The organism is Salinisphaera sp. S4-8, assembly GCF_040361235.1.
Lineage (GTDB): Bacteria > Pseudomonadota > Gammaproteobacteria > Nevskiales > Salinisphaeraceae > Salinisphaera.
The window spans coordinates 12,410-35,057 of the sequence record NZ_APNF01000004.1 but is presented as its reverse complement, the minus strand read 5'-3'; the positions used below and the strand labels follow the sequence as shown (position 1 = coordinate 35,057).

At 61.1% G+C, this 22,648-nt stretch carries 20 protein-coding genes; 11 read left to right on the top strand and 9 right to left on the bottom strand.

What is annotated here, in order from left to right:
• Positions 1-22 precede the first annotated feature (22 nt).
• The 3 genes from glnL to glnA all read right to left on the bottom strand — a co-directional run bounded on the left by glnL (position 23) and on the right by glnA (position 3,699).
• Positions 23-1,099, bottom strand: coding sequence for a nitrogen regulation protein NR(II) (gene glnL / locus S4A8_RS07030; protein WP_353180265.1), 1,077 nt, complete (start codon positions 1,097-1,099; stop codon positions 23-25).
• A 383-nt stretch (positions 1,100-1,482) separates the two neighbouring features.
• The gene (locus tag S4A8_RS07025) at positions 1,483-2,160 is read right to left on the bottom strand and encodes a DUF4124 domain-containing protein (protein WP_353219599.1); all 678 of its coding nucleotides are present in this window, start codon (positions 2,158-2,160) and stop codon (positions 1,483-1,485) included.
• Positions 2,161-2,289: 129 nt separating this feature from the next.
• Positions 2,290-3,699, bottom strand: a complete 1,410-nt coding sequence (gene glnA / locus S4A8_RS07020; RefSeq protein WP_353180267.1) for a glutamate--ammonia ligase — start codon at positions 3,697-3,699, stop codon at positions 2,290-2,292.
• A gap of 259 nt (positions 3,700-3,958) precedes the next feature.
• Here glnA and glyQ point away from each other — a divergent pair, with 259 nt between their 5' ends.
• The 3 genes from glyQ to gmhB are packed head-to-tail and all read left to right on the top strand — an operon-like array spanning position 3,959 to position 7,526.
• Positions 3,959-4,855 (top strand): glycine--tRNA ligase subunit alpha, encoded by an 897-nt coding sequence (gene glyQ, locus S4A8_RS07015; protein ID WP_353180269.1) that lies wholly within the window; start codon positions 3,959-3,961, stop codon positions 4,853-4,855.
• The gene (glyS, locus tag S4A8_RS07010) at positions 4,852-6,930 is read left to right on the top strand and encodes a glycine--tRNA ligase subunit beta (RefSeq protein WP_353219598.1); all 2,079 of its coding nucleotides are present in this window, start codon (positions 4,852-4,854) and stop codon (positions 6,928-6,930) included. Before glyQ ends, glyS begins: the two co-directional genes overlap by 4 nt.
• A 35-nt stretch (positions 6,931-6,965) precedes the next feature.
• Positions 6,966-7,526 carry a D-glycero-beta-D-manno-heptose 1,7-bisphosphate 7-phosphatase gene (gmhB, locus tag S4A8_RS07005; RefSeq protein ID WP_353219597.1) on the top strand — a complete coding sequence of 187 codons (561 nt, stop codon included), beginning with the start codon at positions 6,966-6,968 and terminating at the stop codon, positions 7,524-7,526.
• Positions 7,527-7,577: 51 nt separating this feature from the next.
• Here gmhB and gyrB read toward each other — a convergent pair whose 3' ends face one another.
• The 4 genes from gyrB to dnaA all read right to left on the bottom strand — a co-directional run bounded on the left by gyrB (position 7,578) and on the right by dnaA (position 13,818).
• Positions 7,578-9,998: a DNA topoisomerase (ATP-hydrolyzing) subunit B gene (gyrB, locus tag S4A8_RS07000; RefSeq protein WP_353180274.1), complete on the bottom strand. Its 2,421-nt coding sequence runs from the start codon at positions 9,996-9,998 to the stop codon at positions 7,578-7,580.
• A gap of 65 nt (positions 9,999-10,063) precedes the next feature.
• On the bottom strand, positions 10,064-11,137 hold the full coding sequence (gene recF, locus S4A8_RS06995; RefSeq protein ID WP_353219596.1) for a DNA replication/repair protein RecF: 1,074 nt from the start codon (positions 11,135-11,137) through the stop codon (positions 10,064-10,066).
• A gap of 15 nt (positions 11,138-11,152) precedes the next feature.
• Positions 11,153-12,253 carry a DNA polymerase III subunit beta gene (gene dnaN / locus S4A8_RS06990; protein ID WP_353219595.1) on the bottom strand — a complete coding sequence of 367 codons (1,101 nt, stop codon included), beginning with the start codon at positions 12,251-12,253 and terminating at the stop codon, positions 11,153-11,155.
• Between the two features lie 251 nt (positions 12,254-12,504).
• On the bottom strand, positions 12,505-13,818 hold the full coding sequence (gene dnaA / locus S4A8_RS06985) for a chromosomal replication initiator protein DnaA (RefSeq protein WP_353180313.1): 1,314 nt from the start codon (positions 13,816-13,818) through the stop codon (positions 12,505-12,507).
• Positions 13,819-13,995: 177 nt separating this feature from the next.
• Between dnaA and rpmH the strand changes: the two genes are divergently transcribed.
• From rpmH to S4A8_RS06955, 6 genes are all read left to right on the top strand, one after another.
• A complete protein-coding gene (gene rpmH / locus S4A8_RS06980; RefSeq protein WP_006914433.1) occupies positions 13,996-14,130 on the top strand; it encodes a 50S ribosomal protein L34 in 135 nt (44 codons plus the stop codon).
• Between the two features lie 10 nt (positions 14,131-14,140).
• Positions 14,141-14,488: a ribonuclease P protein component gene (gene rnpA, locus S4A8_RS06975; RefSeq protein ID WP_353180279.1), complete on the top strand. Its 348-nt coding sequence runs from the start codon at positions 14,141-14,143 to the stop codon at positions 14,486-14,488.
• 62 nt (positions 14,489-14,550) lie between these two features.
• Positions 14,551-16,299, top strand: coding sequence for a membrane protein insertase YidC (gene yidC / locus S4A8_RS06970; RefSeq protein WP_353219594.1), 1,749 nt, complete (start codon positions 14,551-14,553; stop codon positions 16,297-16,299).
• Positions 16,300-16,309: 10 nt separating this feature from the next.
• Positions 16,310-17,668: a tRNA uridine-5-carboxymethylaminomethyl(34) synthesis GTPase MnmE gene (mnmE, locus tag S4A8_RS06965; protein WP_353219593.1), complete on the top strand. Its 1,359-nt coding sequence runs from the start codon at positions 16,310-16,312 to the stop codon at positions 17,666-17,668.
• A 70-nt stretch (positions 17,669-17,738) separates the two neighbouring features.
• Entirely contained in the window at positions 17,739-19,322 is a 1,584-nt protein-coding gene (locus S4A8_RS06960) for an FMN-binding glutamate synthase family protein (protein ID WP_502950721.1), read from the top strand.
• Between the two features lie 88 nt (positions 19,323-19,410).
• Entirely contained in the window at positions 19,411-19,812 is a 402-nt protein-coding gene (locus S4A8_RS06955; protein WP_353180286.1) for an ectoine synthase, read from the top strand.
• Between the two features lie 6 nt (positions 19,813-19,818).
• Here S4A8_RS06955 and S4A8_RS06950 read toward each other — a convergent pair whose 3' ends face one another.
• Positions 19,819-20,607, bottom strand: coding sequence for a glutaminyl-peptide cyclotransferase (locus S4A8_RS06950; RefSeq protein WP_353219591.1), 789 nt, complete (start codon positions 20,605-20,607; stop codon positions 19,819-19,821).
• Positions 20,608-20,715: 108 nt separating this feature from the next.
• Between S4A8_RS06950 and S4A8_RS06945 the strand changes: the two genes are divergently transcribed.
• Both S4A8_RS06945 and S4A8_RS06940 read left to right on the top strand, forming a co-directional pair.
• Positions 20,716-21,576 (top strand): formate/nitrite transporter family protein, encoded by an 861-nt coding sequence (locus tag S4A8_RS06945; RefSeq protein ID WP_353180289.1) that lies wholly within the window; start codon positions 20,716-20,718, stop codon positions 21,574-21,576.
• A 75-nt stretch (positions 21,577-21,651) separates the two neighbouring features.
• Complete coding sequence (locus S4A8_RS06940; protein WP_353180291.1) at positions 21,652-21,858, top strand: CsbD family protein; 207 nt, start codon at positions 21,652-21,654, stop codon at positions 21,856-21,858.
• A 115-nt stretch (positions 21,859-21,973) separates the two neighbouring features.
• On the opposite strand, the gene S4A8_RS06935 is transcribed toward S4A8_RS06940, so the two are convergent.
• Complete coding sequence (locus tag S4A8_RS06935; RefSeq protein WP_353219590.1) at positions 21,974-22,645, bottom strand: gamma-glutamyl-gamma-aminobutyrate hydrolase family protein; 672 nt, start codon at positions 22,643-22,645, stop codon at positions 21,974-21,976.
• Positions 22,646-22,648: the final 3 nt, after the last annotated feature.

Sequence of the window (22,648 nt, the reverse complement as noted above, 5' to 3'; positions counted from 1 at the left end):
TCGCATGGACAGGAAAACTCGCCTAGTCATCACTGGCCTCCAGGGGCAGGATTACGCTGAATACGGTCTGACCCGGGCGGCTTTCGCATTCGATGAGCCCGTGATGCAGATGAATGAGATATTGCGCGATCGGCAACCCCATGCCGGTACCTTCGGCACGCGAACTGACCATCGGATGAAAAATGCGCGGCAATAGCTCGCGGGCAATACCCGGGCCGTTGTCGATGACATCCACGCGCACGACCAGCCGATGCTGGGTGCCGCCGATGGTGAACAGACGCTGGGTGCGTGTACGCAGTACGATGTCGCCGCTGCCTTCGAGCGCGGTGACCGCATTGCCGACCAGATTGAAAAACGTCTGAATGAGCTGCTCGCGATCGGCCTTGATTTCGGGAATGCTGGGGTCGAAATCGCGCTTGAGGGTAATATCCGGCGGCAGATCGGAATTGATCAATGCCCGCACATGCTCGAGCGGCTCGTGGATATTGAGCGGCTGCTTGTTGGGTGGTCGCCGCGGGCCGAGCAGACCATCGACGAGGTTCTGCAGCCGATCGGCTTCACGGATGATGACCGTGGTGAATTCCTTGAGCTCCTCGTCGTCGATTTCGCGCTCGAGCAGCTGGGCTGCCCCGCGCAAACCGCCGAGCGGGTTCTTGATCTCGTGGGCGAGGCCGCGAATCATTTCGCGGTTGGCCAGATTCTGAACCCGCATCTGATCGTCGCGCGAAATACGCAACTGACGATCGAGCGAGAGAAACTCCAGCAGCAGGGCCGCCGCGCCGTTGCGGTCGGTAAACGGGGTCACCGTGCAGTCGACGGTCAGCGGATCGCCGCCGCCGGCGCGCAGATACAGTTCGCGCTCGGTGAACGCCGCGCCTTCCATCAGGGCCGATTCGAGTTTTTCACGATGGTCGGCCAGATAGGGCAGCGCCCGATCGAACGGCTCGCTGCCGCAATGACGTGCCGACACACCAAACAGCATTTCGCTGGCCGTATTCAGATACGTCACCCGCAGGCGCGAATCCAGACACACCACCGCGGTTTTGAGGTTGTCGAGAATGGTGTCGGGGCGAACGCCGATACTGTCGCGTGAACTCATGAGGCAGCTAAAAGCAAGACTCGGGCCAGTGCCGGGCGCGCGTACACGCACAGGCCCGGCGACGTCTATGCACCAGCATAGTGCACAACGCGGTAAAACGGGTCGTGACTTTTATCGCCGCCGATCGACGGGCCATGCACGGTCTTCACTCGTGCGGCGATGCCGCTTTCAGCCGTACGTTCGGCAAGGCCGTGCTTGCGTATATATGAAACTCAGTTGGCTCTTCTCAAGCAGGCAGCTTGGGCACACATGAACGTCAAAACACGCGAATAACGCGAAAGACAGACGGTGCGAAGCACAGGGACTCTGATGCGCACGCGTCATGCTGAACTTTGTACCTAATCGAGAGGCGCTTGCCCCCATACTCGCCCGTGCGGGCCACTTCAGCTCGGTGGCGGGGCGCTCGGGGTGGCATTGAGCTTGGGCGTGCCGGGCGCGCCGCCGACATTGCCGGCCGATGGCGCGGCCGTTGTGGTGCCGGAGGGCTCGCCGGCATCGCCATCCGTGTTCTGATTATTGTTGACCGGTGAAATCGCCGAGGGCGGTTTCATGTAGAAGGTCACCGGCTCGGTACGCCGGATTTCGGTGCCCTGATAGAGCAAGGCGGCGCTGAGCGTATGCATGCCACGCGGGACGTTGCCGAGCTCGAGCTGGGTCGCATCGCTGGGCGACTGCGGGATCGGGCTGCCATCAAGATAGTAGGTGATCTGCTCGCCATCGCGCAGCTCACCGGTGCCGTTGATGCTTACCGACACCGGCACGATACCGCGCGCATCGCGAAAGGTCTGTTCCGGCTCGGGGCTGATCAGCTCGGGCATGCGCGAGCCTGCGGTCTGTTTCTTCGCGCGTGCTCGATCCGAGGCGGCCTGAAGCTGCTGGAGCGCATCGGGATTACCATCGACTGACTGCAAGCCGGGCAGGTTGGCACGCTTGGCCCCGGGTCCTGCCGCACTGTCGCTGTAATGGCGCACGCCCTGAGCATCCACCCAGGTATAGACATCGGCCTGTGCACTACCCACGGCGGCAAACAGAAACAATAACGGCGTAAGAAAGATTTTCATGGGTTCAATCTAGCGCGAAGCGCGGCCATAAAAAAGGGCGCATCCGATAAACGGACGCGCCCTGCCGGCCAGAGGCGTCGCGCGGCTATGCACGCAAGCCCCGGCCTCCCCTGAAGCGGGGGTCCTGCCTTAGCAGGAGTAGTACATGTCGAACTCGGCCGGATGCGTGCTCATCTTCATGCGCAGCACTTCTTCCATCTTGAGTTCGATATAACCGTCGATCAGGTCGTCGGTGAACACGTCGCCCTTCTTGAGGAAGTCGCGGTCGTCGGAAAGCGCCTGCAGCGCTTCTTCCAGCGACTGGGCGACGGTCGGGATCGCTTTTTCCTCTTCCGGCGGCAGGTCGTAGAGATCCTTGTCCATGGCTTCGCCCGGATGGATCTTGTTCTGGATGCCGTCGAGACCGGCCATCATCATCACCGCGAAGGCGAGATAGGGGTTGGCGGTCGGATCCGGGAAACGCACTTCGATACGACGTGCCTTCGGGCTGGATACCCACGGAATACGGATCGAAGCCGAACGGTTACGGGCCGAATAAGCCAGCAGTACCGGCGCTTCAAAGCCTTTGACCAGACGCTTGTAGCTGTTGGTCGAGGCATTGGCAAAGGCGTTGATCGCCTTGGCGTGCTTGATGATGCCGCCGATGTAGTACAGCGCTTCCTCGGACAGGCCGCCGTATTCTTCACCCGAGAAGATGTTCTTGCCGTCCTTGGACAGCGACTGATGCACATGCATGCCGGAACCGTTATCGCCGACCAGCGGCTTGGGCATGAACGTCGCCGTGCGGCCGAAGCTGTGGGCCACGTTGTGCACGCAGTACTTGTAGATCAGCGTTTCGTCGGCTTTCTTGACCAGCGTATTGAACAGCATGCCGATCTCGCCCTGACCGGCGGTGCCCACTTCGTGGTGATGCACTTCCACGGTCAGGCCCATTTCTTCCATGGCCAGACACATGGCCGAGCGCATGTCCTGATGACTGTCCACCGGGGGAACCGGGAAATAACCGCCCTTGATGCCGGGGCGATGACCCATGTTGCCTTCCGGATACTGCTTGGCGCTGTTCCAGTAGCCTTCTTCGGAGTCGATGGCGAAACCGGCGCCCTTCATTTCGTTCTGCCAGGTGACCGAATCGAACACGAAGAATTCGGCTTCCGGGCCAAAGTAGGCGGTATCCGCGATACCGGTCGAAGCCAGATAGGCCTCGGCACGCTTGGCGACGGTACGCGGATCGCGCTCGTAACCCATCATGGTGTTGGGTTCGAGTACGTCGCAGCGGATGATGACCGTGGGTTCTTCGAAGAACGGATCCAGCACGGCGGTGCTGTCATCAGGCATGAGCACCATGTCGGACTCGTTGATGCCCTTCCAGCCGTCGATTGACGAGCCGTCGAACATCTTGCCTTCTTCCATGAACTCTTCGTCGACCACATGCGCCGGCATGGTGACGTGCTGTTCCTTACCGCGCGTATCGCAGAAGCGGAAGTCAACGAACTTCGCCTCGGTTTCCTTGATCAGCTTGAGCGCTTCGCTACTCGCCATTGATGACTCCTTGTATGTAGAACCCGGTTGAACTGTCTGGTGCAGAGCAACGAGGATAGCCACTATAAAGGCAGAATCCGTGCCACGTCATCTTTGCCTGTTTTCGGGTCACTGCGGCGCTCATCGCACTAAAACAGGACGCATACCGCACCTAAATAGTGCAATTGAAGATCTATGCACTTTGATTGGGCGGTGGCGCGCAAGACCCGGTGGCTGGCCTGTTTCGTTATACTCCGCGCTCGAACACAGGACAGTTTGCATGGATTTCCAACAGCTCATCTTTAGGCTGCAGCAGTTCTGGGCCGAGCAGGGGTGTGCCATCGTGCAGCCCTTGGATATGCCCGTCGGTGCCGGCACCTTCCATCCGGCGACGTTTTTACGCGCGATCGGCCCGGAGCCGTGGCGCGCGGCCTACGTACAGCCCTCGCGCCGGCCGACCGACGGCCGCTACGGCGACAACCCGAACCGCCTGCAGCATTACTATCAGTTTCAGGTACTGCTCAAGCCGTCACCGGACAATATCCAGTCGCTCTATCTGCAGTCGCTGGAAGCGCTCGGCCTGGATATGTCGATTCACGACGTACGCTTCGTGGAAGACAACTGGGAGTCGCCGACACTTGGCGCCTGGGGGCTGGGCTGGGAAATCTGGCTCAACGGCATGGAGATCACCCAGTTCACCTATTTCCAGCAGGCCGGCGGTCTGGATTGTCGGCCGGTATCGGGCGAGATCACCTACGGGCTGGAGCGTATCGCCATGTATATCCAGAACGTGGAGAGCGTCTACGATCTGGTCTGGTCGGACTCGGCAGCCGGCACGCTCTATTACGGCGATGTGTTTCACCAGAACGAAGTCGAACAGTCGCGCTACAACTTCGAACAGGCCGATGTCGCCGCGCTGTTCACGCATTTCGATGCCCTTGAGGCCGAGTGCCAGCGCCTGGTCGCTGCCGAACTGGCCCTGCCGGCCTACGAACGCATGCTCGAGTGCTCGCACACCTTCAACCTGCTGGACGCACGTCACGCCATATCGGTGACCGAGCGCCAGGGTTACATCCTGCGTGTACGCACGCTTGCCCGCGCCTGTGCCCAGGCCTATTACGCCGCGCGCGAGGCGCTTGGTTTTCCGCTGCTCAAGAACGACGACGAGGCTGCATGACCGCTACGCTACTCATCGAAATCGGCGTCGAAGAACTGCCGCCCAAGGCGATGCGCAGCCTCGCCGATGCGTTTGCGCAGGGTGTCACCGATGCCCTGTCGCAAGCCGGACTCGCGCTTGGCGCGAGCACGCGTTTTGCCACGCCGCGACGCCTGGCGGTCGCGATTGCCGATGTCGCCGCAGCCACCGAACCCAGTGCAGTCGAAAAGGCGGGACCAACGCTGGCCATCGCCTACGACGACGCCGGTAAGCCGACCAAGGCAGCCGAGGGTTTTGCCCGCTCGCTAGGCACCACGGTGGACGCGCTGGAAACCCAGGATAGCGACAAGGGCGAGCGACTGGTCTACCGAGCCACCGAACCGGGCCAGCCGATCGCGACGCTCGTGCAGCCTGCGGTCGACCAGGCGCTCAAACGCCTGCCCATTCCCAAGCTCATGCGCTGGGGCAACAGCGAGGCCGCATTCGTACGCCCTGTGCACTGGGTCACGGCGCTGCACGGCGCAGATATTCTGCCGCTGCAGGTTTTCGGGCACGGTGCCGGTCGTCAGACGTACGGCCATCGTTTTCACCACCCGGGGCCGGTCGAGCTGACCCAGGCCGACGACTATGCCCAGGCCCTATATACCGCTCAGGTCGTAGTCGACCCGGATGCGCGCAAGCAGCGCATCGTCGAACAGGTCGAACAGGTCGCGGCCGACTTTGGCGGGCACGCGTTGATCGACGATGCACTGGTCGAAGAAGTGACCGCGCTGGTGGAATGGCCGGTGGGTATTGCCGGTCGCTTCGACGAGCGCTTTCTGGTGCTGCCGCGCGAGGTCTTGATTTCGACGTTGCAGGAACACCAACGCTATTTCCCGATCGAGAACGACGCGCACGAACTGCTGGCCGGTTTTATTACCGTCGCGAATATCGAAAGCCGCGATGTGGCCCAGGTAATCGCGGGTAACGAACGCGTGGTCCGACCGCGCCTGTCCGATGCACTGTTCTTCTGGGATCAGGACCGTGGCCAGGGCCTGGCGCATCATGTCGACGGGCTGGCCCGTGTGACCTTTCAGCAGTCGCTGGGTTCGCTGGCCGACAAGAGCGCGCGTATTGCAGCACTCGGCAAGCGTCTGGTCGAACCCACGGGCGCGAAATCCGACATCATCGAACGTGCAGCGGTTCTGGCCAAGACGGATCTGCTCACTGAGATGGTGGGCGAGTTCCCCGATCTGCAGGGCCTGATGGGCTATTACTACGCCCGCGAAGACGGCGAGCCCGCTGCCGTGGCGGATGCGATTGCCGAACAGTATGCGCCCGCGCGTGCCGGCGCAGATATCGCCGCGACGCCTGCTGGGCGCGCACTCGCCCTGGCCGACCGACTCGACACGCTTAGCGGCATTTTCGCCATCGGTCGGCGCCCGAGTGGCGACAAGGACCCATTCGGCCTGCGTCGTGCCGCCCTTGGCGTGCTGCGTACGGTCATCGAGGCCGGCCTCGTTCTCGATCTGCGCGCAGAACTGGGGGCGGCGCTGGCCAGCCAGCCGGTCGATGCCGACCCCGATACGCTCGATGCCTTGTGGATGTTCCACATGGAACGTTTGCGCGGCTACTATGCCGATCAAGGCATCGCCGGCGATCGCTTCGACGCTGTGGCCGACCTCGGGCTGACCGATCTGGTGGATTTTGATCGGCGTATCCGCGCGGTTGATGACTTCGGCCGCGATGCCGACGCGCAGATCGTATGCGGCGCGCACAAGCGTATTCGTAACATTCTGCGCCGCAACGCCGATGAAGCCGACGACCGTCGCTTCGACAGCAACACCCTCCAGGAGTCGGCCGAACGCGAGCTCGCCGAAGCCTACCGCACACAACGCGAAGCGGTCGCCGAGTCGATGGCCGCGAACGATCCGGCCGGGGCGTTGCGTGCGCTATCCGCGCTGGCTCGGCCGCTGGACGGCTTTTTCGACCAGGTCATGGTCATGGCCGAGGACGAGACGCTACGCCGTAACCGGCTTGCATTGCTGGGCGCGCTGGATCGGCTCTGCCGGCAGGTCGCAGATATTTCCTGCCTATCGCTCGAACACAGCGATTAGACTGAAAGACCCGACACACGGTCCGGCTGGGCAGCATGAAACTCATCATTCTCGATCGCGACGGCGTCATCAACGAGGACAGCGACGATTACATCAAGTCGCCGGCCGAGTGGCGCCCGATCCCTGGCAGCCTTGAGGCTATCCTCAAGCTCAAGAACGCGGGTTTTCGGGTCGTGGTGGCAAGCAACCAGTCCGGGTTGGCCCGAGGCCTGTTCGATTACGACACGCTGTTTGCCATCCACGACAAGATGACCCGAATGCTGGCCGATATCGGCACCCATCTGGACGGCATCTTCTTCTGTCCCCACGGACCCGACGACAACTGCCACTGCCGCAAGCCGGCGACCGGCCTGCTCGACGATATCGGCAAGCGCTTTGGCCGCTCGCTGACCGACACGCCCTTCGTGGGCGACAGCGCGTCCGATATCGAGGCCGCACGTGCCGCGGGTGCGACACCGATGTTGGTACGGACCGGCAAGCCGGTCGACCCGACGGATCCCGCACTGGAAACAGTGGCCGTCTACGACGATCTGGCAAGCGCGGCCGAGTCCATCATTGCCCAGGACCCTGCCCGCCGACATAAAAAAGGCGGCTAGCAAGCCGCCTTTTTCTTCGCCCACGGCCGAGAGGCCCGGCCTTGTCCAAGGCTAGATATCCAGATTGGACACCATCAGCGCATTGCGCTCGATGAATTCGCGCCGTGGTTCGACGTGATCGCCCATGAGCGTGGTAAATATCTGATCGGCACCAACCGCGTCGTCGATCTTGACCTGCATCAGGCGCCGCGTATTCGGATCCATCGTGGTTTCCCAAAGCTGGTCCGGGTTCATCTCGCCCAGGCCCTTGTAGCGCTGAACGTGCTGACCGCGCTTGGCCTCGGCCAACAACCACTCATACGCCTGTTCGAAGGTCTCGACCGCCTCGGAACGCTCGCCACGGCTGACCTGTGCGCCGTCGCCCATCAGCGCGAGCAACTCGTTACCGAGTTTCGCCATGCGCTGGTATTCCTCACCGGTGAAGAAATCCTCGTGCCAGACAAAGGTATGCGGAATGCCGTGGCTATAACGAGTCACCTGCAGGTGCAACGGGCGTTGTTCGTCGGCGGGCTTGATCTGGACTTCGTAGCGATGACGCGCTTCGTTGCGCGCATCCAGCCGGCTCTGTAGCTGGGCCGCCCAATCCTGCATATAACTCGCATCGGAGAAGGTTTCCGGGGTGACCGGGGGAAGATAGGTCATTTCCTTGAGGGTGGCCGGATCGAAGCGACGGGTCAGCCGGTCGATATCCTCGAGCATGCCCATATAGCGATGCGCCAGGCTCGCCAGCGCATCGTCGGAAACCGGCGGCGTGTCGGCCTCGACCCGTAACTCGGCCTTGCTCAGCGCCAAACGCAGCAGATAGTTGCCCAGTTCCTTATCGTCCTTGACGTAGTACTCCTGCTTGCCGCTTTTCACCTTGTACAACGGCGGCTGCGCGATATAGACATAACCCGCTTCGATCAACTCGAACATCTGTCGATAGAAGAACGTCAACAGCAGCGTTCGGATATGCGAGCCGTCCACGTCGGCGTCGGTCATGATGATGATGCGGTGATAACGCAGCTTGGCCGGATCGAACTCGTCGCGACCAATACCGCAGCCCAACGCGGTGATCAAGGTACCGACCTCGACCGACGACAGCATCTTGTCGAAGCGTGCTTTCTCGACGTTCAGAATCTTGCCCTTGAGCGGCAGAATGGCCTGATTGTGGCGATCGCGCCCTTGTTTGGCCGAGCCACCGGCCGAGTCGCCCTCCACCAGGAACAGTTCGGAACGCGAGGGATCCTTTTCCTGGCAGTCGGCGAGTTTGCCGGGCAGACCGGCCACATCCAGCGCGCCCTTGCGACGGGTCATGTCGCGCGCACGGCGTGCCGCATCGCGGGCGCGCGCGGCTTCGATCACCTTGCTGGCGATGACCTTGGCATCCTTCGGATTTTCAAGAAGAAAATCGCTCAGATGCTCATTGACCGTCGATTCGACCACGGCCCGCACTTCGGAAGAGACCAGCTTTTCCTTGGTCTGGGAAGAGAATTTCGGGTCCGGAACCTTGACCGAGACAACCGCCGTGAGGCCTTCGCGCGCGTCGTCCCCCGCCGGCGCGACCTTTTCCTTCTTGGCCAGGCCTTCGGATTCGATATAGCCATTGAGCGTGCGCGTAAGCGCGCCACGAAAACCCGCCAGATGGGTACCGCCATCACGCTGCGGGATATTGTTGGTATAGCAGAACACGCTCTCCTGATAGGAGTCGTTCCACTGCATGGCGACCTCGACGACGATATCGTCGCGTTCGGCCGTGAAATAGCACACGGTTTCGTGCAACTGTGTCTTGTTCTCGTTCAAGTTCTCGACGAAGGCACGAATACCGCCTTCATACTCGAACACGACATCGCGCTCGCTGGCCTCTTCCCGCAGCCGAATACGCACGCCGGAGTTCAGAAACGACAGCTCACGGAGCCGCTTGGCAAGAATGTCGTAGCTGTACGCGATATTGGCGAATACATCGGCACTGGGATGGAAATGGATAGAGGTGCCGGTACGGTTGGTTTTCTCCGTTGCGGTCAACTCGTCCAATGGCTCGCCCATGGAGTACGTCTGGCGATAACGCTGACCATCGCGATGAATATCCAGTTCGAGACGATCGGAAAGGGCGTTGACCACGGATACACCCACGCCATGCAGGCCGCCCGATACCTTGTACGAATTGGCATCGAACTTCCCGCCGGCATGCAGCACGGTCATGATCACTTCTGCCGCGGGCTTGCCCTCGCCCTCGTGCATATCGACCGGAATCCCGCGACCATCATCGGTGACGGTAATGCTCTGGTCGCGATGGATGATGACCTGAATTTCGTTGCAATAACCGGCCAAGGCTTCGTCGATCGCATTGTCTACGACCTCGAAGACCATATGATGCAAACCGGTACCGTCGTCGGTATCACCGATATACATGCCAGGGCGTTTACGAACTGCCTCAAGGCCCTTGAGTACCTTGATACTGCTGGAATTGTAATCGCCGTTAGATTCCGCCATGAGTCACCGCGTCGTAGGCTGTAGAGGTGCGAGTCAACCTGCGGATTCTAGCATGTCCGGCGCGATCAGCTGCGGGTGACTACCCCATGTTCCACGTGGAACATGGCGCCGCCGCGTACGGCCTCGGGTACGAGGCCAGGCTCGAGAAAAGTCAGAAAACACTGGCCGCCGAGGGCGGCGATTTCTTCGGCGAGCACCTCACGATAACGCCTGCCCAATTCGGCGGCCATATCATCGATCAACAATACCGGCCGCACATGGCGCCGAACATAAAGCAGCTGCGCCTGCGTAAGCAGCATTGCTGTGGTCAGTATCTTCTGTTGCCCGCGGGAAACCCAATCCCGGGCGAACGCGCTTGCAATAGAGACGCGCAAATCCGCGCGATGTGGTCCCTGTTGGGTAAACCCTGCCCGTAGATCCTGGTCGAGGCCAGCTGCCAAGGCCGCGCCATAGCCGTGATCACCACGCCAGCCGCAGTCGTAATCCAATATGACTGGTTCGTTGCCGAGTAAACGCGCCGTGCGGCTTGGCAGGTTTTCGTACAGGTGGTCGATATAAGCCCGGCGCGAGGCGTCCACGATTTCCGCCGCGCGTACCAGCTCCGCATCCCAGACGATGATATCCGGCTTCGGGAGCCTTGCTTTGAGGGCGCGGTTGCGTTGTTTCAGTGCGCGCCGGAAACGACGCCATGCTGGAAAAAACGCGTGTTCCACGTGAAACACACCCCAGTCCAGAAAATGGCGGCGATAACGTGGGCCCTGTTCGAGCAGCCGATGGACGTTCGGGTCGACCATCTGTAATGGGAGCGTGTTGATTAAATCGATACGGCTCGTATCGGCTTCGCCGTCCTTGCGATAGCGAATACCTCGCTTGTCGCGGCTAACGCCCAGACGGTGGGCGCGCCCATCAGGTACAGCGATTTCCCCGGTGACAGTGAACGCATCCGCGCCCGCTCGAATCGCCGGGCGGGGTCCGGATTGCCGAAAGGATTGTCCGCGACCTAGAAAATAGATCGCCTCGAGCAAGGTTGTTTTGCCCGAGGCGTTGTCACCGGTAATGACGTTGATTGTTGGCTCAGGCTGTATTTCCGCAGCCTCGAAACAACGAAAATCATGCAAGCGTAAACGCGTTAGATGCATTCCGTGCCGATCGGCCTACAGCCGCATCGGCATCACGACATACCGTGTAGCCGGGTCGTTTACGCTCTGTAGTAGGCCGCTGCTATCAGGCCCGGATAAGGACAGCGTGAATTCACCGCTGTCCATGGCACCGAGTGCCTCGAGCAGGTAATTGACATTGAACCCGATTTCGATCGGGTCGTTGTCGTAGGTGACCTGTATTTCGTCTTCGGCTTCTTCACGTTCAACGTTCTGGGCCTGCAACCGAAGACTATGTTGTTGTAAACCCAGTCGTACACCGCCGAATTTTTCGTTCGAAAGAATGGCGGTACGCGAGAGTGCCTGCCGGATGGTGTCGCGATCGGCATGCATTTGCTTGTCTGCCTGATCGGGAATCACCCGCTCATAATCCGGGAAGCGGCCGTCAATAAGCTTGGTCGTGAATACGAGGCCCGGCAATTGCAGACGCAAATGCTTGGTCGACAGTTGCAATGTGATTTCCGCCTCGCTGGTATCCAGCAATCGAACCAGTTCGGTAATCGCCTTTCGAGGAACGATCGCCTGGATTGGTTCGTCGATTTCGATATCGAGTGCTGTATCGCTCAACGCGAGTCGATGGCCATCGGTAGCCACGCAACGTGCGCGATCGTTGCGCAGTGCCAGTAACAAACCGTTCAGGTAATAGCGTACGTCCTGATGCGCCATGGCGAAGTGGGTGCGATCGAGCAGACCCTTGAGTACGCGTTCTGGAATTGCGATCTGCTGACCGGTTTCGACTTCATCCAGATAGGGCCAATCCTGGGCTGCCATGGTCGATAGCGTGAAACGTGAGCGTCCGGAGTGAACACGGGTTTGCTGACCATCGTGCTCAAGCGTTATTTCAGCGTCGTCTGGCAGACCACGACAAATATCGAGTAACTTGCGTGCAGGAATAGCTGCCGCCCCGGGTTGGCTGATGACCGCGGGTGTGTCGGTGATCAGTTCGAGCTCGAGATCCGTTGCAGTAATCACGATGCGGTCGTTTTCTGCCTTGATCAGAACGTTCGACAGGATCGGCATGGTCTGACGGCGTTCGACAACGCCGATAACGGTCTGAAGGGCAGTGAGCAAATCCTTGCGCTGCACAGTGAATTGCATGGCGGTCTCCCGAAGCAGTCAGCCTTGTTGTCTTCTAAGGCTTAAAAAAGTTAGTCGTAGTAGTAACTACGGTGGTCAAAATCTGTTAAGAAAGTCTTTTATTTCTTTTAAATCAATTGCTTGAGACAATGACAACCTTGTTGCGAAGCGTGCTGGCATGCTGTGACTGGCATGTGGATAACATGTGTCATGTTTTTGCTCCGACGAGGCGTTTTCGCGTTGCCATAATGTCGCCCCCAGCTTATCCACAGTTAGGTTGTGAGTATCCGGCTCAAGTTCGCATAGTCTTCTTCCATGCGGGCGTCGGTTTCGCGTAGTTCCTTGACCTTGCGACAGGCGTGCAGAACGGTCGTATGGTCGCGTCCACCGAAGCCCTGGCCGATTTCCGGCAGGCTGTGATTGGTCAGTTCCTTGGCAAGCGCCATGGCGATCTGGCGCGGACGGGCGACCGAGCGTGTGCGTTTTTTGCCCAGCAGGTCGGCCAGTCGCATCTTGTAATATTCGGCGACCGTGCGCTGAATGTTCTCCAGCGTGACCAGACGATCGTAGACCGCCAGCATGTCGTAGAGCGCCTGCTTGGCGAAGTCGACCGTGATAGGCGTGCCGGTAATCTGGGCGGAGGCTTTGAGTCGGTGCAGTGCGCCTTCGAGATCGCGTACGTTCGAACGCACCCGCTTGGCGATGAAAAAAGCGACCTCCTGCGGCAGGGTGATGCCGTGGTAGTCGGCCTTCGATAACAGGATGGCCACGCGTGTTTCCAGTTCCGGCGGTTCGACCGCAACCGACAGCCCCCACGAGAAACGCGACTTGAGCCGATCCTCCAGGCCTTCGACTTCCTTGGGAAACCGATCGCAGGTGATTACGATCCGTTGATTGGATTCCAGCAGGGAGTTGAAGGTATGAAAGAACTCCTCCTGGGAGCGATCCTTGTTCGCGAAGAACTGGATATCGTCGATCAGCAGCGCATCCAGCGAGCGATAGTGGGCCTTGAACCGGTCCATCCGGTTATGGCGAATGGCGGTGATCATTTCGTTGACGAAATGTTCCGAACGCACATAGGCCACCTTGGCGCGCGGGTTGGTGTCGAGTAGCCGATTACCCACGCTCTGCATCAAATGGGTCTTGCCTAGGCCGACACCGCCGTAGATAAGCAACGGGTTGTAGGCCATGTTGTCCGGATTGGCGGCCTGCTCGGCGGCGGCGCGCGCGATCTGGTTCGATTTGCCCTGAACGAAGCTTTCGAAGGTGTAGCGGCTATCGAGATTGTGTCGTGAGGTGGGTGCCGGCGCCGGGGCTTCGCTAGTCGTGGCGCGGGGTTTCTGGCCCCCACCCACGAGTACGCGTATGCGTTTGGGCACCGCGCCCAGATCGTTGAGCGCATTGGCGATGGGGGTACGCAGTTCGCGTTCGACCTGGTCGCGCACCACCTCGTTGGGTGCCATCAGGTCCAGACCCTCATCGGTAAAATCCGCTTCGAGGGGGCGCAGCCAGAGGTTGATGTCCTTTTCGGGCAGCCGCGCCTCGATGTGCGTCAGACAACGTTGCCAGAGCGTGTCAGCCAAGATTGCGTTACTCCGTAGCGAAAAAAGCGTGGCATCAGCCAGCGCTGGCGCCTTACCCTAGCGTACGGGCCACAAGTTATCCACAGCATTTTTCATGCTTGCAAGAGGGGGGCGCAGGCGACTAGAATCCGCGCTCTTTAGCGTGAAGTGCGCCCTGTGTGGCGCCAGAACGAGATCGTCATGAAACGTACCTATCAGCCCAGTAATCTGCACCGCAAGCGCACCCACGGCTTTCGTGCGCGCATGGCCACCAAGAACGGTCGTGCCGTGTTGTCCGCCCGTCGTGCCAAGGGCCGCAAGCGCCTGACGCCGTAAGGAAAAAGCCGTGCCGCAGGCAGCGTTCCCCGCGACTGCGCGCCTGAGGCAATCGGCAGAATTTCGCGCCGTGTTCGCACATGGGCGCAAGTTCGTCAGTCCGGGATTCGTCGTCATCGCCGCCGAAGGTTCAGCCGATCAGGCCCGCCTCGGACTGGCCCTGGCCAAGCGCCGCATTGCGCGCGCTGTCGACCGTAACCGGGTCAAACGTGTATTGCGCGAGTCGTTTCGTTTGCATCGTGATCGGCTGGCGACGGTCGATATCGTGGTGCTGGCGCGTAGCCGTACCGCGACCATGAGCAACGCCGTGCTGTTCGACCAACTCGCCGCGTTGTGGCCCCAGCTCGAGCGCGTATGATCGCGCGCATCGCTTGCCCGCCCGTCGAGTGGCAGCCGTTAACCGAAGGACATTAACCGCGCATGGAAAATATTCGCTTCGGACTGCTCTGCGCTGTCGCCGTCATCTGCTTTTTCCTGTATCAGGCCTGGCAGAACGACTACGCGCCCACCGAGGCCGACGCCACGTCGGCAAGTAATCAGACCAGCGCCCAGCAGGATTACGCGGCCGGGGATGACGACGTGCCGTCGCTGGATTCCGCGCCCACGGCCGAAAACGATGGCGGCCCCGAGCAGGGCGCCCGCCAGGCCAGTGCCGAGCAGCGCGGCGCCGATAATGCACCGGTGGTCAGTCAGGGCGACCAGGTCCATGTGGTCACCGACAAGCTCGATGTGATCATCGATACCCGGGGCGGCGATCTACGCAAGGTGGAACTGCGTGGCGTGCCGGTATCTTCGGAAAAGCCGGATACCAACCTGCGCCTGATCAACGATAGCGCGCCCAATTTCTTCATCGCCCAGAGCGGGCTCGTGGCGGCCGGGGCCAAGGCGCCCGATCATCGCTCGCGGTATCGCGCCGAGCGCAAGGAATACAAGCTCGCCGACGGTCAGGATACGATCGAGGTGCCGCTGACCTGGACCAACGACGCCGGCCACGAAGTCACCAAGGTTTATACCTTCCATCGCGACAGCTACCGCATTGGCTTGCGCCACGACGTGGTCAACAACGCCGGCGACGACTGGAAGCTGTCCCAGTACGTACGGTTCTGGCGTGCCCCCTACGAAATTACCGGCGACGTACCCTTCGCCCAGGCGTTTTTCGGTATCGGTTGGTACGACCGCAAGGATGGCGGCGACAGCTATCGCTACGAAACCGAAAACCACGATGACCTGGCCGAGAACCCGCTCGAGCTGACCCAGCAGGGTGGCTGGGTCGCCATGATCCAGCATTATTTCATCGGTGCGGCCATTCCGCCGCAGGATGCCAAGGTGCGTTTCTTCGGCCAGCCCAAGGACGTGCCCAATGCTGCTGGCGGTTTTGCGACCGGCTTCATCGGCGCCCAGCAGTCGATTGCCGCAGGCACGCAGACCACGCTGGAAACCACCCTGTTCATCGGTCCGAAACTCCAGGATCAGCTCGACGCCGTGGCCCCTGGCCTGGGTCTGACCGTCGACTACGGCTGGCTGACCGTGCTCGCCAAGCCGATCTTCTGGGTGCTCGAGCACCTGCATGCTCTGGTGGGCAACTGGGGCGTGGCGATCATCCTGCTGACGTTCTTGATCAAGCTGTGCTTCTACAAGCTTTCGGAAACCCAGTACCGGGCCATGGCGCGCATGCGCAAGTTCGCGCCGCGCATGCAGCAGCTCAAGGAGCAATACGGCGACGACCGCCAGAAGCTGCAGGCCAAGATGATGGAGCTCTACAAGAAAGAGGGCTTCAATCCGCTGGCCGGCTGCTGGCCGATGCTCGTGCAGATGCCGGTATTCATCTCGCTGTACTGGGTGCTGCGTGAATCCGTGGAGCTGCGGCATGCGCCGTTCATGCTGTGGATTCAGGACCTGTCGGCGCCGGACCCCTACTACATCCTGCCGGTGATCTTCGGGCTGACCATGTTCCTGCAGCAAAAGCTGACTGCGAACGTGACCATGGACCCGATGCAGCAGCGCATCATGCAGATCATGCCGGTGGGCCTGGCCGTGTTCTTTGCCTTCTTCCCGGCGGGCCTGGTGCTGTACTGGTGTACCAACAACATGCTGTCGATCGGCCAGCAGTGGTACATCTACCGCAAGCTCGACGCCGAAGGCCTGGGCCACAAGGCCGCCAACAGCTAATCGATAACCTGTGACCGGCGTGCCCGGCGACACCATCGCCGCGCTGGCCAGTGGTGCGGGCCGTGCGGGCGTGGCCGTGGTGCGTATTTCCGGGCCGCGCGTACCCGCCGTGGCCGAGGCGTTGATCGGCGGCCTGCCCCGCCCGCGACAGGCGCGGGTTTGCGCCTTTGTCGATGCCGATGGCCTGGCCATCGACCGCGGTGTAGCGCTCTATTTTGCTTCCCCGGCCTCGTTTACAGGCGAGCATGTGCTCGAGCTGCAAGGCCACGGCAGTCCCGTGCTGGTCGATATGCTGCTCGCGCGCCTGCTTGAGCTGGGCGTACGTCTGGCCGAGCCGGGCGAGTTCTCGCGGCGGGCCTTTCTCAACGACAAGCTCAGCCTCGATCAGGCCGAAGCCATCGCCGATACCATCGAGGCCGGCAGCAGCGCGGCCGCGCGTGCGGCCATGCGCTCCCTCGAGGGCGTGTTCTCGCGCGAGATCGATACGCTGGTCGAAGCGCTCATCGCGCTGCGTGTGTATACCGAAGGCGCGATCGATTTCCCCGACGAGGATGATGTCGACTTTCTCGGCGACGGCGAGATCGAACGTCATCTGACAGCCATCCGGCAGCGACTGGCAGATTTGCGTAGCCAGGCGGTTCAGGGCGCGAGCCTGCGCGAAGGCCTGCGTCTGGTCATCCTCGGCTCGCCCAACGTCGGCAAATCCAGCCTGCTCAATCGGCTCGCGCGCCGGGATACGGCGATCGTGACCGATATCGCCGGCACCACCCGCGATGTCCTGCACGAACAACTTTCTATCGATGGTCTGCCGCTCACACTCGTGGATACGGCCGGCCTGCGCGAAACCGATGACCCGATCGAGGCCGAGGGCGTACGCCGCGCGAAGGCCGAAATCCAGCATGCCGATCGGGTGCTGCTGGTCATCGACGACCGCCACGGCCTGGGGCGCGACGAGCAGGCGGTGCTGACCGAGATCGATGCGCGCTGCCCGGTGACGGTCATCGCGAACAAGATCGACCTCAGCGGCGGCGAAGCCGGCCTCAGAGCCGGGTTCGACGGCGACTGGATCGGCGTGTGCGCAACCACCGGCGCCGGCTTCGATGCGCTGGCTGCCCATCTGAAACAGGCCGCCGGACTAAATGCCGACACGCCCCCTGCCTTCGTTGCACGGCGTCGACATCTGGATGCGCTGGCACGCGCTGCCAAGGCCCTGGAAACCGGCCACGAACGGCTTGTGGTCGATGCGGCAGGAGAACTGCTGGCCGAGGAACTGCGCCTCGCACAGCACGCTCTGGGCGAAATTACCGGCACGTTCACCAGCGACGACCTGCTCGGTGCGATCTTTTCGAGCTTCTGTATCGGCAAGTAGGTAACCGTGCTTATTGAGTCGCCGCGATCGGCGATGCATGCTGCATGCACGGTGGCAATCAGGTGTGTGGATGTTCGGTTACCCGAGACTCATTTATTTTGGCTTCGTTGTGTTGACCGCTGTGCTGGGCATCGTGCTCGCGCTGTGGTGGCCACCTGGGTTATGGGCCTGGCTCGTGCTGGCAGCGCTGGTGGTCGTGGGTGCACTGGATCTGCGTTCGCGCCACAACGTATTGCGCAACTTTCCGGTCATCGGCCATTTGCGCTACATGCTCGAATTCATGCGTCCGGAGTTGCGCCAGTACTTCTTCGAGTCTGAAACCAGCGGCCGGCCGTTCAATCGCGAACAGCGCGAAATCGTCTACAAGCGCAGCGCCGGCGCGCCGGATACCGCCCCGTTCGGCACCATGCGTGACTTCGAGGATGCCGGCTTCAATTTCGCCCAGCATTCGATGGCGCCCAAGGACGTCGACGTGCGCCATGCCCGCCTGATCATCGGCGGCTCGCAGTGCCGCCAACCCTACGATTCCTCGCGCCTGAATATTTCGGCCATGAGCTTCGGCTCGCTGTCGGGCAATGCCGTGGCCGCGATGAATCGCGGCGCGAAGCTCGGCAATTTCGCCCAGGACACCGGCGAGGGCGCGATCAGCGACTATCACCGTGAACACGGCGGTGATCTGATCTGGGAAATCGCCTCGGCCTATTTCGGCTGCCGCACGAAAGAAGGCCGTTTCGATGCCGACGAATTCGCGAAAAAAGCCAATACCGATCAGGTCAAGATGATCGAAATCAAGATCTCGCAGGGCGCCAAGCCCGGTCATGGCGGCCTGTTGCCGGGCTCGAAGGTCACCGAAGAGATTGCCCGGGTACGCGAGATCGAGGTCGGCGAGGACTGTGCCTCGCCGGCGTCACACCCGGAATTCGATACGCCGCGGGGCCTGCTCGCGTTCGTCGACCGGTTACGCCAGCTCACCCATGGCAAACCGGTCGGCTTCAAGCTGTGTCTGGGGCGCCAGGACGAATTCATGGGCATCTGCAAGGCGATGATCGAAACCGGCATCTATCCGGATTTCATCACCGTTGATGGCGCCGAGGGCGGTACCGGGGCCGCGCCCACCGAGTTTCAGGATTCGCTGGGCACCTATATCAACGAGGCGTTGCCGTTTGTCGACAACTGCCTGCGCGGAATTGGCCTGCGCGACGAAATCCGTGTGATTGCCAGCGGCAAGGTGGTGATGGGTTTCGATATGGTGGTCAAGATCGCGCTCGGTGCGGATATGTGCAATGCCGCGCGGCCATTCATGTTTTCGGTGGGGTGTATCCAGGCGCGTCGCTGTCATACCGATACCTGCCCCACGGGTGTGGCGACCCAGAACCCGCGCCGCTCGGCGGCGATCGACGTACTGGGCAAGTCGCTGGCGGTGCGTAACTTCCACGACGCCACCATTCGCTCGTTTCTCGATATCACGGGCGCTATGGGCTGCGATTCGCCGGAACAACTCGGGCGCGGGCTGATCTTTCATCGCCCCGAGCATGGGCCGGCGTGCACCTTTGCCGAGGTGCATCCGGTGGTCAAAAGCGGCGCGTTCCTCAATGGCGACCTGCCCGAAGCCTATGCCGGCGCCTGGGCGCGGGCCAGTGCGCAGGCCTTTTAGTCCGTAATCGGCCGGATTCGCGCAAGGCTCGACATCGTTACCGTGCGCGCCGAGTCACGCATTGGTATCGAGACACAGGAGCAAGCCCATGATCGTAAGAGATCACGAAGACGCCAAGAACAACGCCGTCGACGAAGACAAATTCATCAGCCGCCGCTATACGCTGCGCGCCGACGGCATGGGGCATTCGTTTCACGAAACCTATGTGAAGCCGGGTTGCGCGCTGCATATGTGGTACAAGAACCACAAGGAAACGGTGATCTGTATCGAAGGCGAAGGCCAGATCGAGGATCTCACCGAAGGCGGCAAATGGGACCTCAAGCCAGGCGTGCTCTATGCGCTGGACAAGCACCAGCAGCATATTCTCTCCAGCGAAAAAGGCATGACCGTGCTGTGCTGTTTTTCGCCGTCGCTGGTCGGCCCGGAAGACCACGACGAACAGGGCAGCTATGCGTTGCTGGATGACGACGGCAGCGTGCTGCAGCGCTAAGCGGCCCTATCGCGGGCTCGCGGTCGGCGCGAGTTCGGCCGGTGCGGCCACGCTGAACAGCGTCGGCCAGTACTTTCCGGTGAGATAGATTCGCCTGTGCTCGCCGTCCCAGGCAATGCCGTTGAGCACGTTCGCGTTCGCGCCCCGGTCGCCAAGGGCCGTGCGTAGATTGCGGGCATCAAGCCAGGCCCGCACGGCCCCCGTTTGCGGGTCGATACGCGCGATACGGTCCGAATACCAGATATTGGCCCATATCTCGCCGTCGATATATTCCAGCTCGTTGAGCTTGTCGATGGCGTGATCGCCGTCGTGTACGGCGATACGGCGGACCACGGAAAAATCGGCCGGGTCGAGCACACGCAGGCTGGCGCTGCCGTCGCTCATGATCAGATGGGCGCCGTCGTAGGTCAGCCCCCAGCCTTCGCCTTCGTAGGTGCGTTTGCCCACGCGCTCGAACGTGTCGATATCGAATACGAACGCCTGCTGTGCCTGCCAGGTCAGCCAGAACAGCCGATTGCCGACACGGGCCAGCCCTTCCCCGAAATAGCGCTGCGGCAGCTGTATCTGTCGGGTGATTTCACCGCTGGTCGGATCCACCCGCCGCAGACGCGAATGGCCGCGCTTGCCGGTGGTCTCGAACAGTGCGCCGTCGTAGTAGAGCAGGCCCTGGGTAAAGGCAGAATCGTCGTGCGGCAGCTCGCCGGTGATCTGTGCAAGGGGTGTGGGCTGCTCGGCACAGGCGCAGGAGCCCAGCAGCAGTAATGCCGCGGCCACAAGCGAAAAAAAGCGGCGCAACCCTCGATGATATGGCGCACAATTCAATCGTGCGAAACCGTCTCGACTGCGTCGTTGCAGGCTAGCGCATATCATCATCGATCATCACCGCTACGGAACACGCCAAGTATGGCCGAACAGCAACATACAGAACATGATCTCGATTCCAGCCAGAAACGGGATGCGCGCCGACGCGAAGCGCCGAGCGCGGCGGTGGTCTATGAAGCGATCCGCCGCGAGGCCGAATCCGAACTCACCCGGCCGTTGCCGGGCTTGGCTTTCTCTGGCCTGGCTGCCGGGCTGTCCATGGGGTTTTCCTTCATCGCCCAGGCGCTGCTTTACAGCTACACGCCGGAATCCGCCTGGCGGCCGATCATCGCCAGTTTCGGCTATTCCATCGGTTTTCTGTTCGTCATCCTCGGGCGCCAGCAGCTGTTTACCGAGAATACGTTGACGCCGGTACTCGAGGTCTTGCGCGTACGGCGTATTTCTACCGTCTTGCGTACGTTCAATCTCTGGATCGTGGTATTGATCGCCAATATCGTCGGTACCGCGATATTCGCCTTCATGATGTCGCACTTCGATGTGCTCGACCCCAAGATCAACGGGGCCCTGGCATCGATCGCCGCCAAGGAGTACGAAAACGGTTTTGCCACCATGTTCGTACGCGCCATCTTCGCCGGGTGGCTGGTCGCGCTCATGCTCTGGCTGATGCCGTTTGCCGAAACCGCGCGCGTGGCGGTGATCATTCTTGTGACCTATGTCATCGGCCTGGCCCATTTCCCGCACATCATCGCCGGCTCGGTCGCGGCCCTTTACGGGGTGTTTACCGGCGGGCACGGGGTGATGGAGTTCTTCAGCGTTTTCTTCGTGCCCACCATTCTCGGCAACGTACTGGGCGGCGTGGCCATGGTGGCGGCGGTCAACTATGCCCAGGTCGCTTATAGCGATTCCGACCGCGATGACAGCGATGTCGATCGCGGCGACTGAAACGCTATCAGCGTTGGCTGGCAAAGTTTTTCCAATACGGTATAGTCAGATCACCACTCAAACGGAAAATCTGTCATGGCAGAATCCGACGACAAATGGGAAGGCCGCTGGGATCGCGTCAAGGGCAAGGCTCGCGAGCATTTCGGGCGTCTGACCGACGACGAGGTCGAAGAAACCAAGGGTAAACGCCAGAACATGCTGGGCAAGATCCAGGAAAAGTACGGCGAAACCAAGGAAAAGGCCGAAGAGATGCTCAAGGAATTCGAGCACAAATATCTCTAGCGTCATGGCATGAGGAAAAAGCCGCCCGCTCGGGCGGCTTTTTTTTATCGCGCGACCGAGTGAACCAAAGCGCAGTTGAACGTCACGTGATAGCCGCGTCGTCTGCCGGGCCCGATCAGTTGCCCCGACAGGCAGCAACCAGGGCACGAAAAAGCCGACGCTGCGAGCTCTGGTAGCACAGATATTCCGGGTGCCACTGCACGCCGATGACAAAGCCCTGCGTTCTTGCCTCGATTGCCTGCACGAAGCCGTCAGCATCGCGTGCGGTGGCGCCGATGCCCTCGCCCAGGGTCAGTACCGCTTGATGGTGCAGGCTGTTCACACGCAGCCGTGGCCGGCCAAAAATCGTGGCCAGCCGACTCCTGCGTTTGATGGCAACCGGCTTGCACGCAAAGATATTCACGCGATTCGATGTCGAGCGCCGCAACGCACTAATATCGCTATACAGCGTGCCGCCCGCGGCCACATTGATCAGCTGGGCGCCACGGCAGATGCCGAGTATGGGCTTGTTTTGCGCCAGCGCTTGCTTGATCGCGGTCAGTTCGAAGGCGTCGCGGGCACGGTCGGCCGTATTGTCGTAGGCCGCGCTCGCGCCGTAGAGGTCGGTGGCGATATCGTCACCGCCGCCGATCAGCAGGCCGTCGATAGGCACCGGCATGGCATGATGCGGCGTCGCCCGCACCGCCCGCCCGCCGGCCAGGGCGATGGCAATCCATGCAGCCCACCACCCAGGCGCCCAGCGGCTGGCCTTGCCGGTGACGGCGATGATCGGACGAACGCGCGCCATGCC

What these genes read in the sequence shown, in the direction of transcription:
- glnL (WP_353180265.1), bottom strand. Translation starts at nt 1,099, where the DNA reads ATGAGTTCACGCGACAGTATCGGCGTTCGCCCCGACACCATTCTCGAC.
- S4A8_RS07025 (WP_353219599.1), bottom strand. Translation starts at nt 2,160, where the DNA reads ATGAAAATCTTTCTTACGCCGTTATTGTTTCTGTTTGCCGCCGTGGGT.
- glnA (WP_353180267.1), bottom strand. Translation starts at nt 3,699, where the DNA reads ATGGCGAGTAGCGAAGCGCTCAAGCTGATCAAGGAAACCGAGGCGAAG.
- glyQ (WP_353180269.1), top strand. Translation starts at nt 3,959, where the DNA reads ATGGATTTCCAACAGCTCATCTTTAGGCTGCAGCAGTTCTGGGCCGAG.
- glyS (WP_353219598.1), top strand. Translation starts at nt 4,852, where the DNA reads ATGACCGCTACGCTACTCATCGAAATCGGCGTCGAAGAACTGCCGCCC.
- gmhB (WP_353219597.1), top strand. Translation starts at nt 6,966, where the DNA reads ATGAAACTCATCATTCTCGATCGCGACGGCGTCATCAACGAGGACAGC.
- gyrB (WP_353180274.1), bottom strand. Translation starts at nt 9,998, where the DNA reads ATGGCGGAATCTAACGGCGATTACAATTCCAGCAGTATCAAGGTACTC.
- recF (WP_353219596.1), bottom strand. Translation starts at nt 11,137, where the DNA reads ATGCATCTAACGCGTTTACGCTTGCATGATTTTCGTTGTTTCGAGGCT.
- dnaN (WP_353219595.1), bottom strand. Translation starts at nt 12,253, where the DNA reads ATGCAATTCACTGTGCAGCGCAAGGATTTGCTCACTGCCCTTCAGACC.
- rpmH (WP_006914433.1), top strand. Translation starts at nt 13,996, where the DNA reads ATGAAACGTACCTATCAGCCCAGTAATCTGCACCGCAAGCGCACCCAC.
- yidC (WP_353219594.1), top strand. Translation starts at nt 14,551, where the DNA reads ATGGAAAATATTCGCTTCGGACTGCTCTGCGCTGTCGCCGTCATCTGC.
- S4A8_RS06960 (WP_502950721.1), top strand. Translation starts at nt 17,739, where the DNA reads ATGTTCGGTTACCCGAGACTCATTTATTTTGGCTTCGTTGTGTTGACC.
- S4A8_RS06955 (WP_353180286.1), top strand. Translation starts at nt 19,411, where the DNA reads ATGATCGTAAGAGATCACGAAGACGCCAAGAACAACGCCGTCGACGAA.
- S4A8_RS06945 (WP_353180289.1), top strand. Translation starts at nt 20,716, where the DNA reads ATGGCCGAACAGCAACATACAGAACATGATCTCGATTCCAGCCAGAAA.
- S4A8_RS06940 (WP_353180291.1), top strand. Translation starts at nt 21,652, where the DNA reads ATGGCAGAATCCGACGACAAATGGGAAGGCCGCTGGGATCGCGTCAAG.
- S4A8_RS06935 (WP_353219590.1), bottom strand. Translation starts at nt 22,645, where the DNA reads ATGGCGCGCGTTCGTCCGATCATCGCCGTCACCGGCAAGGCCAGCCGC.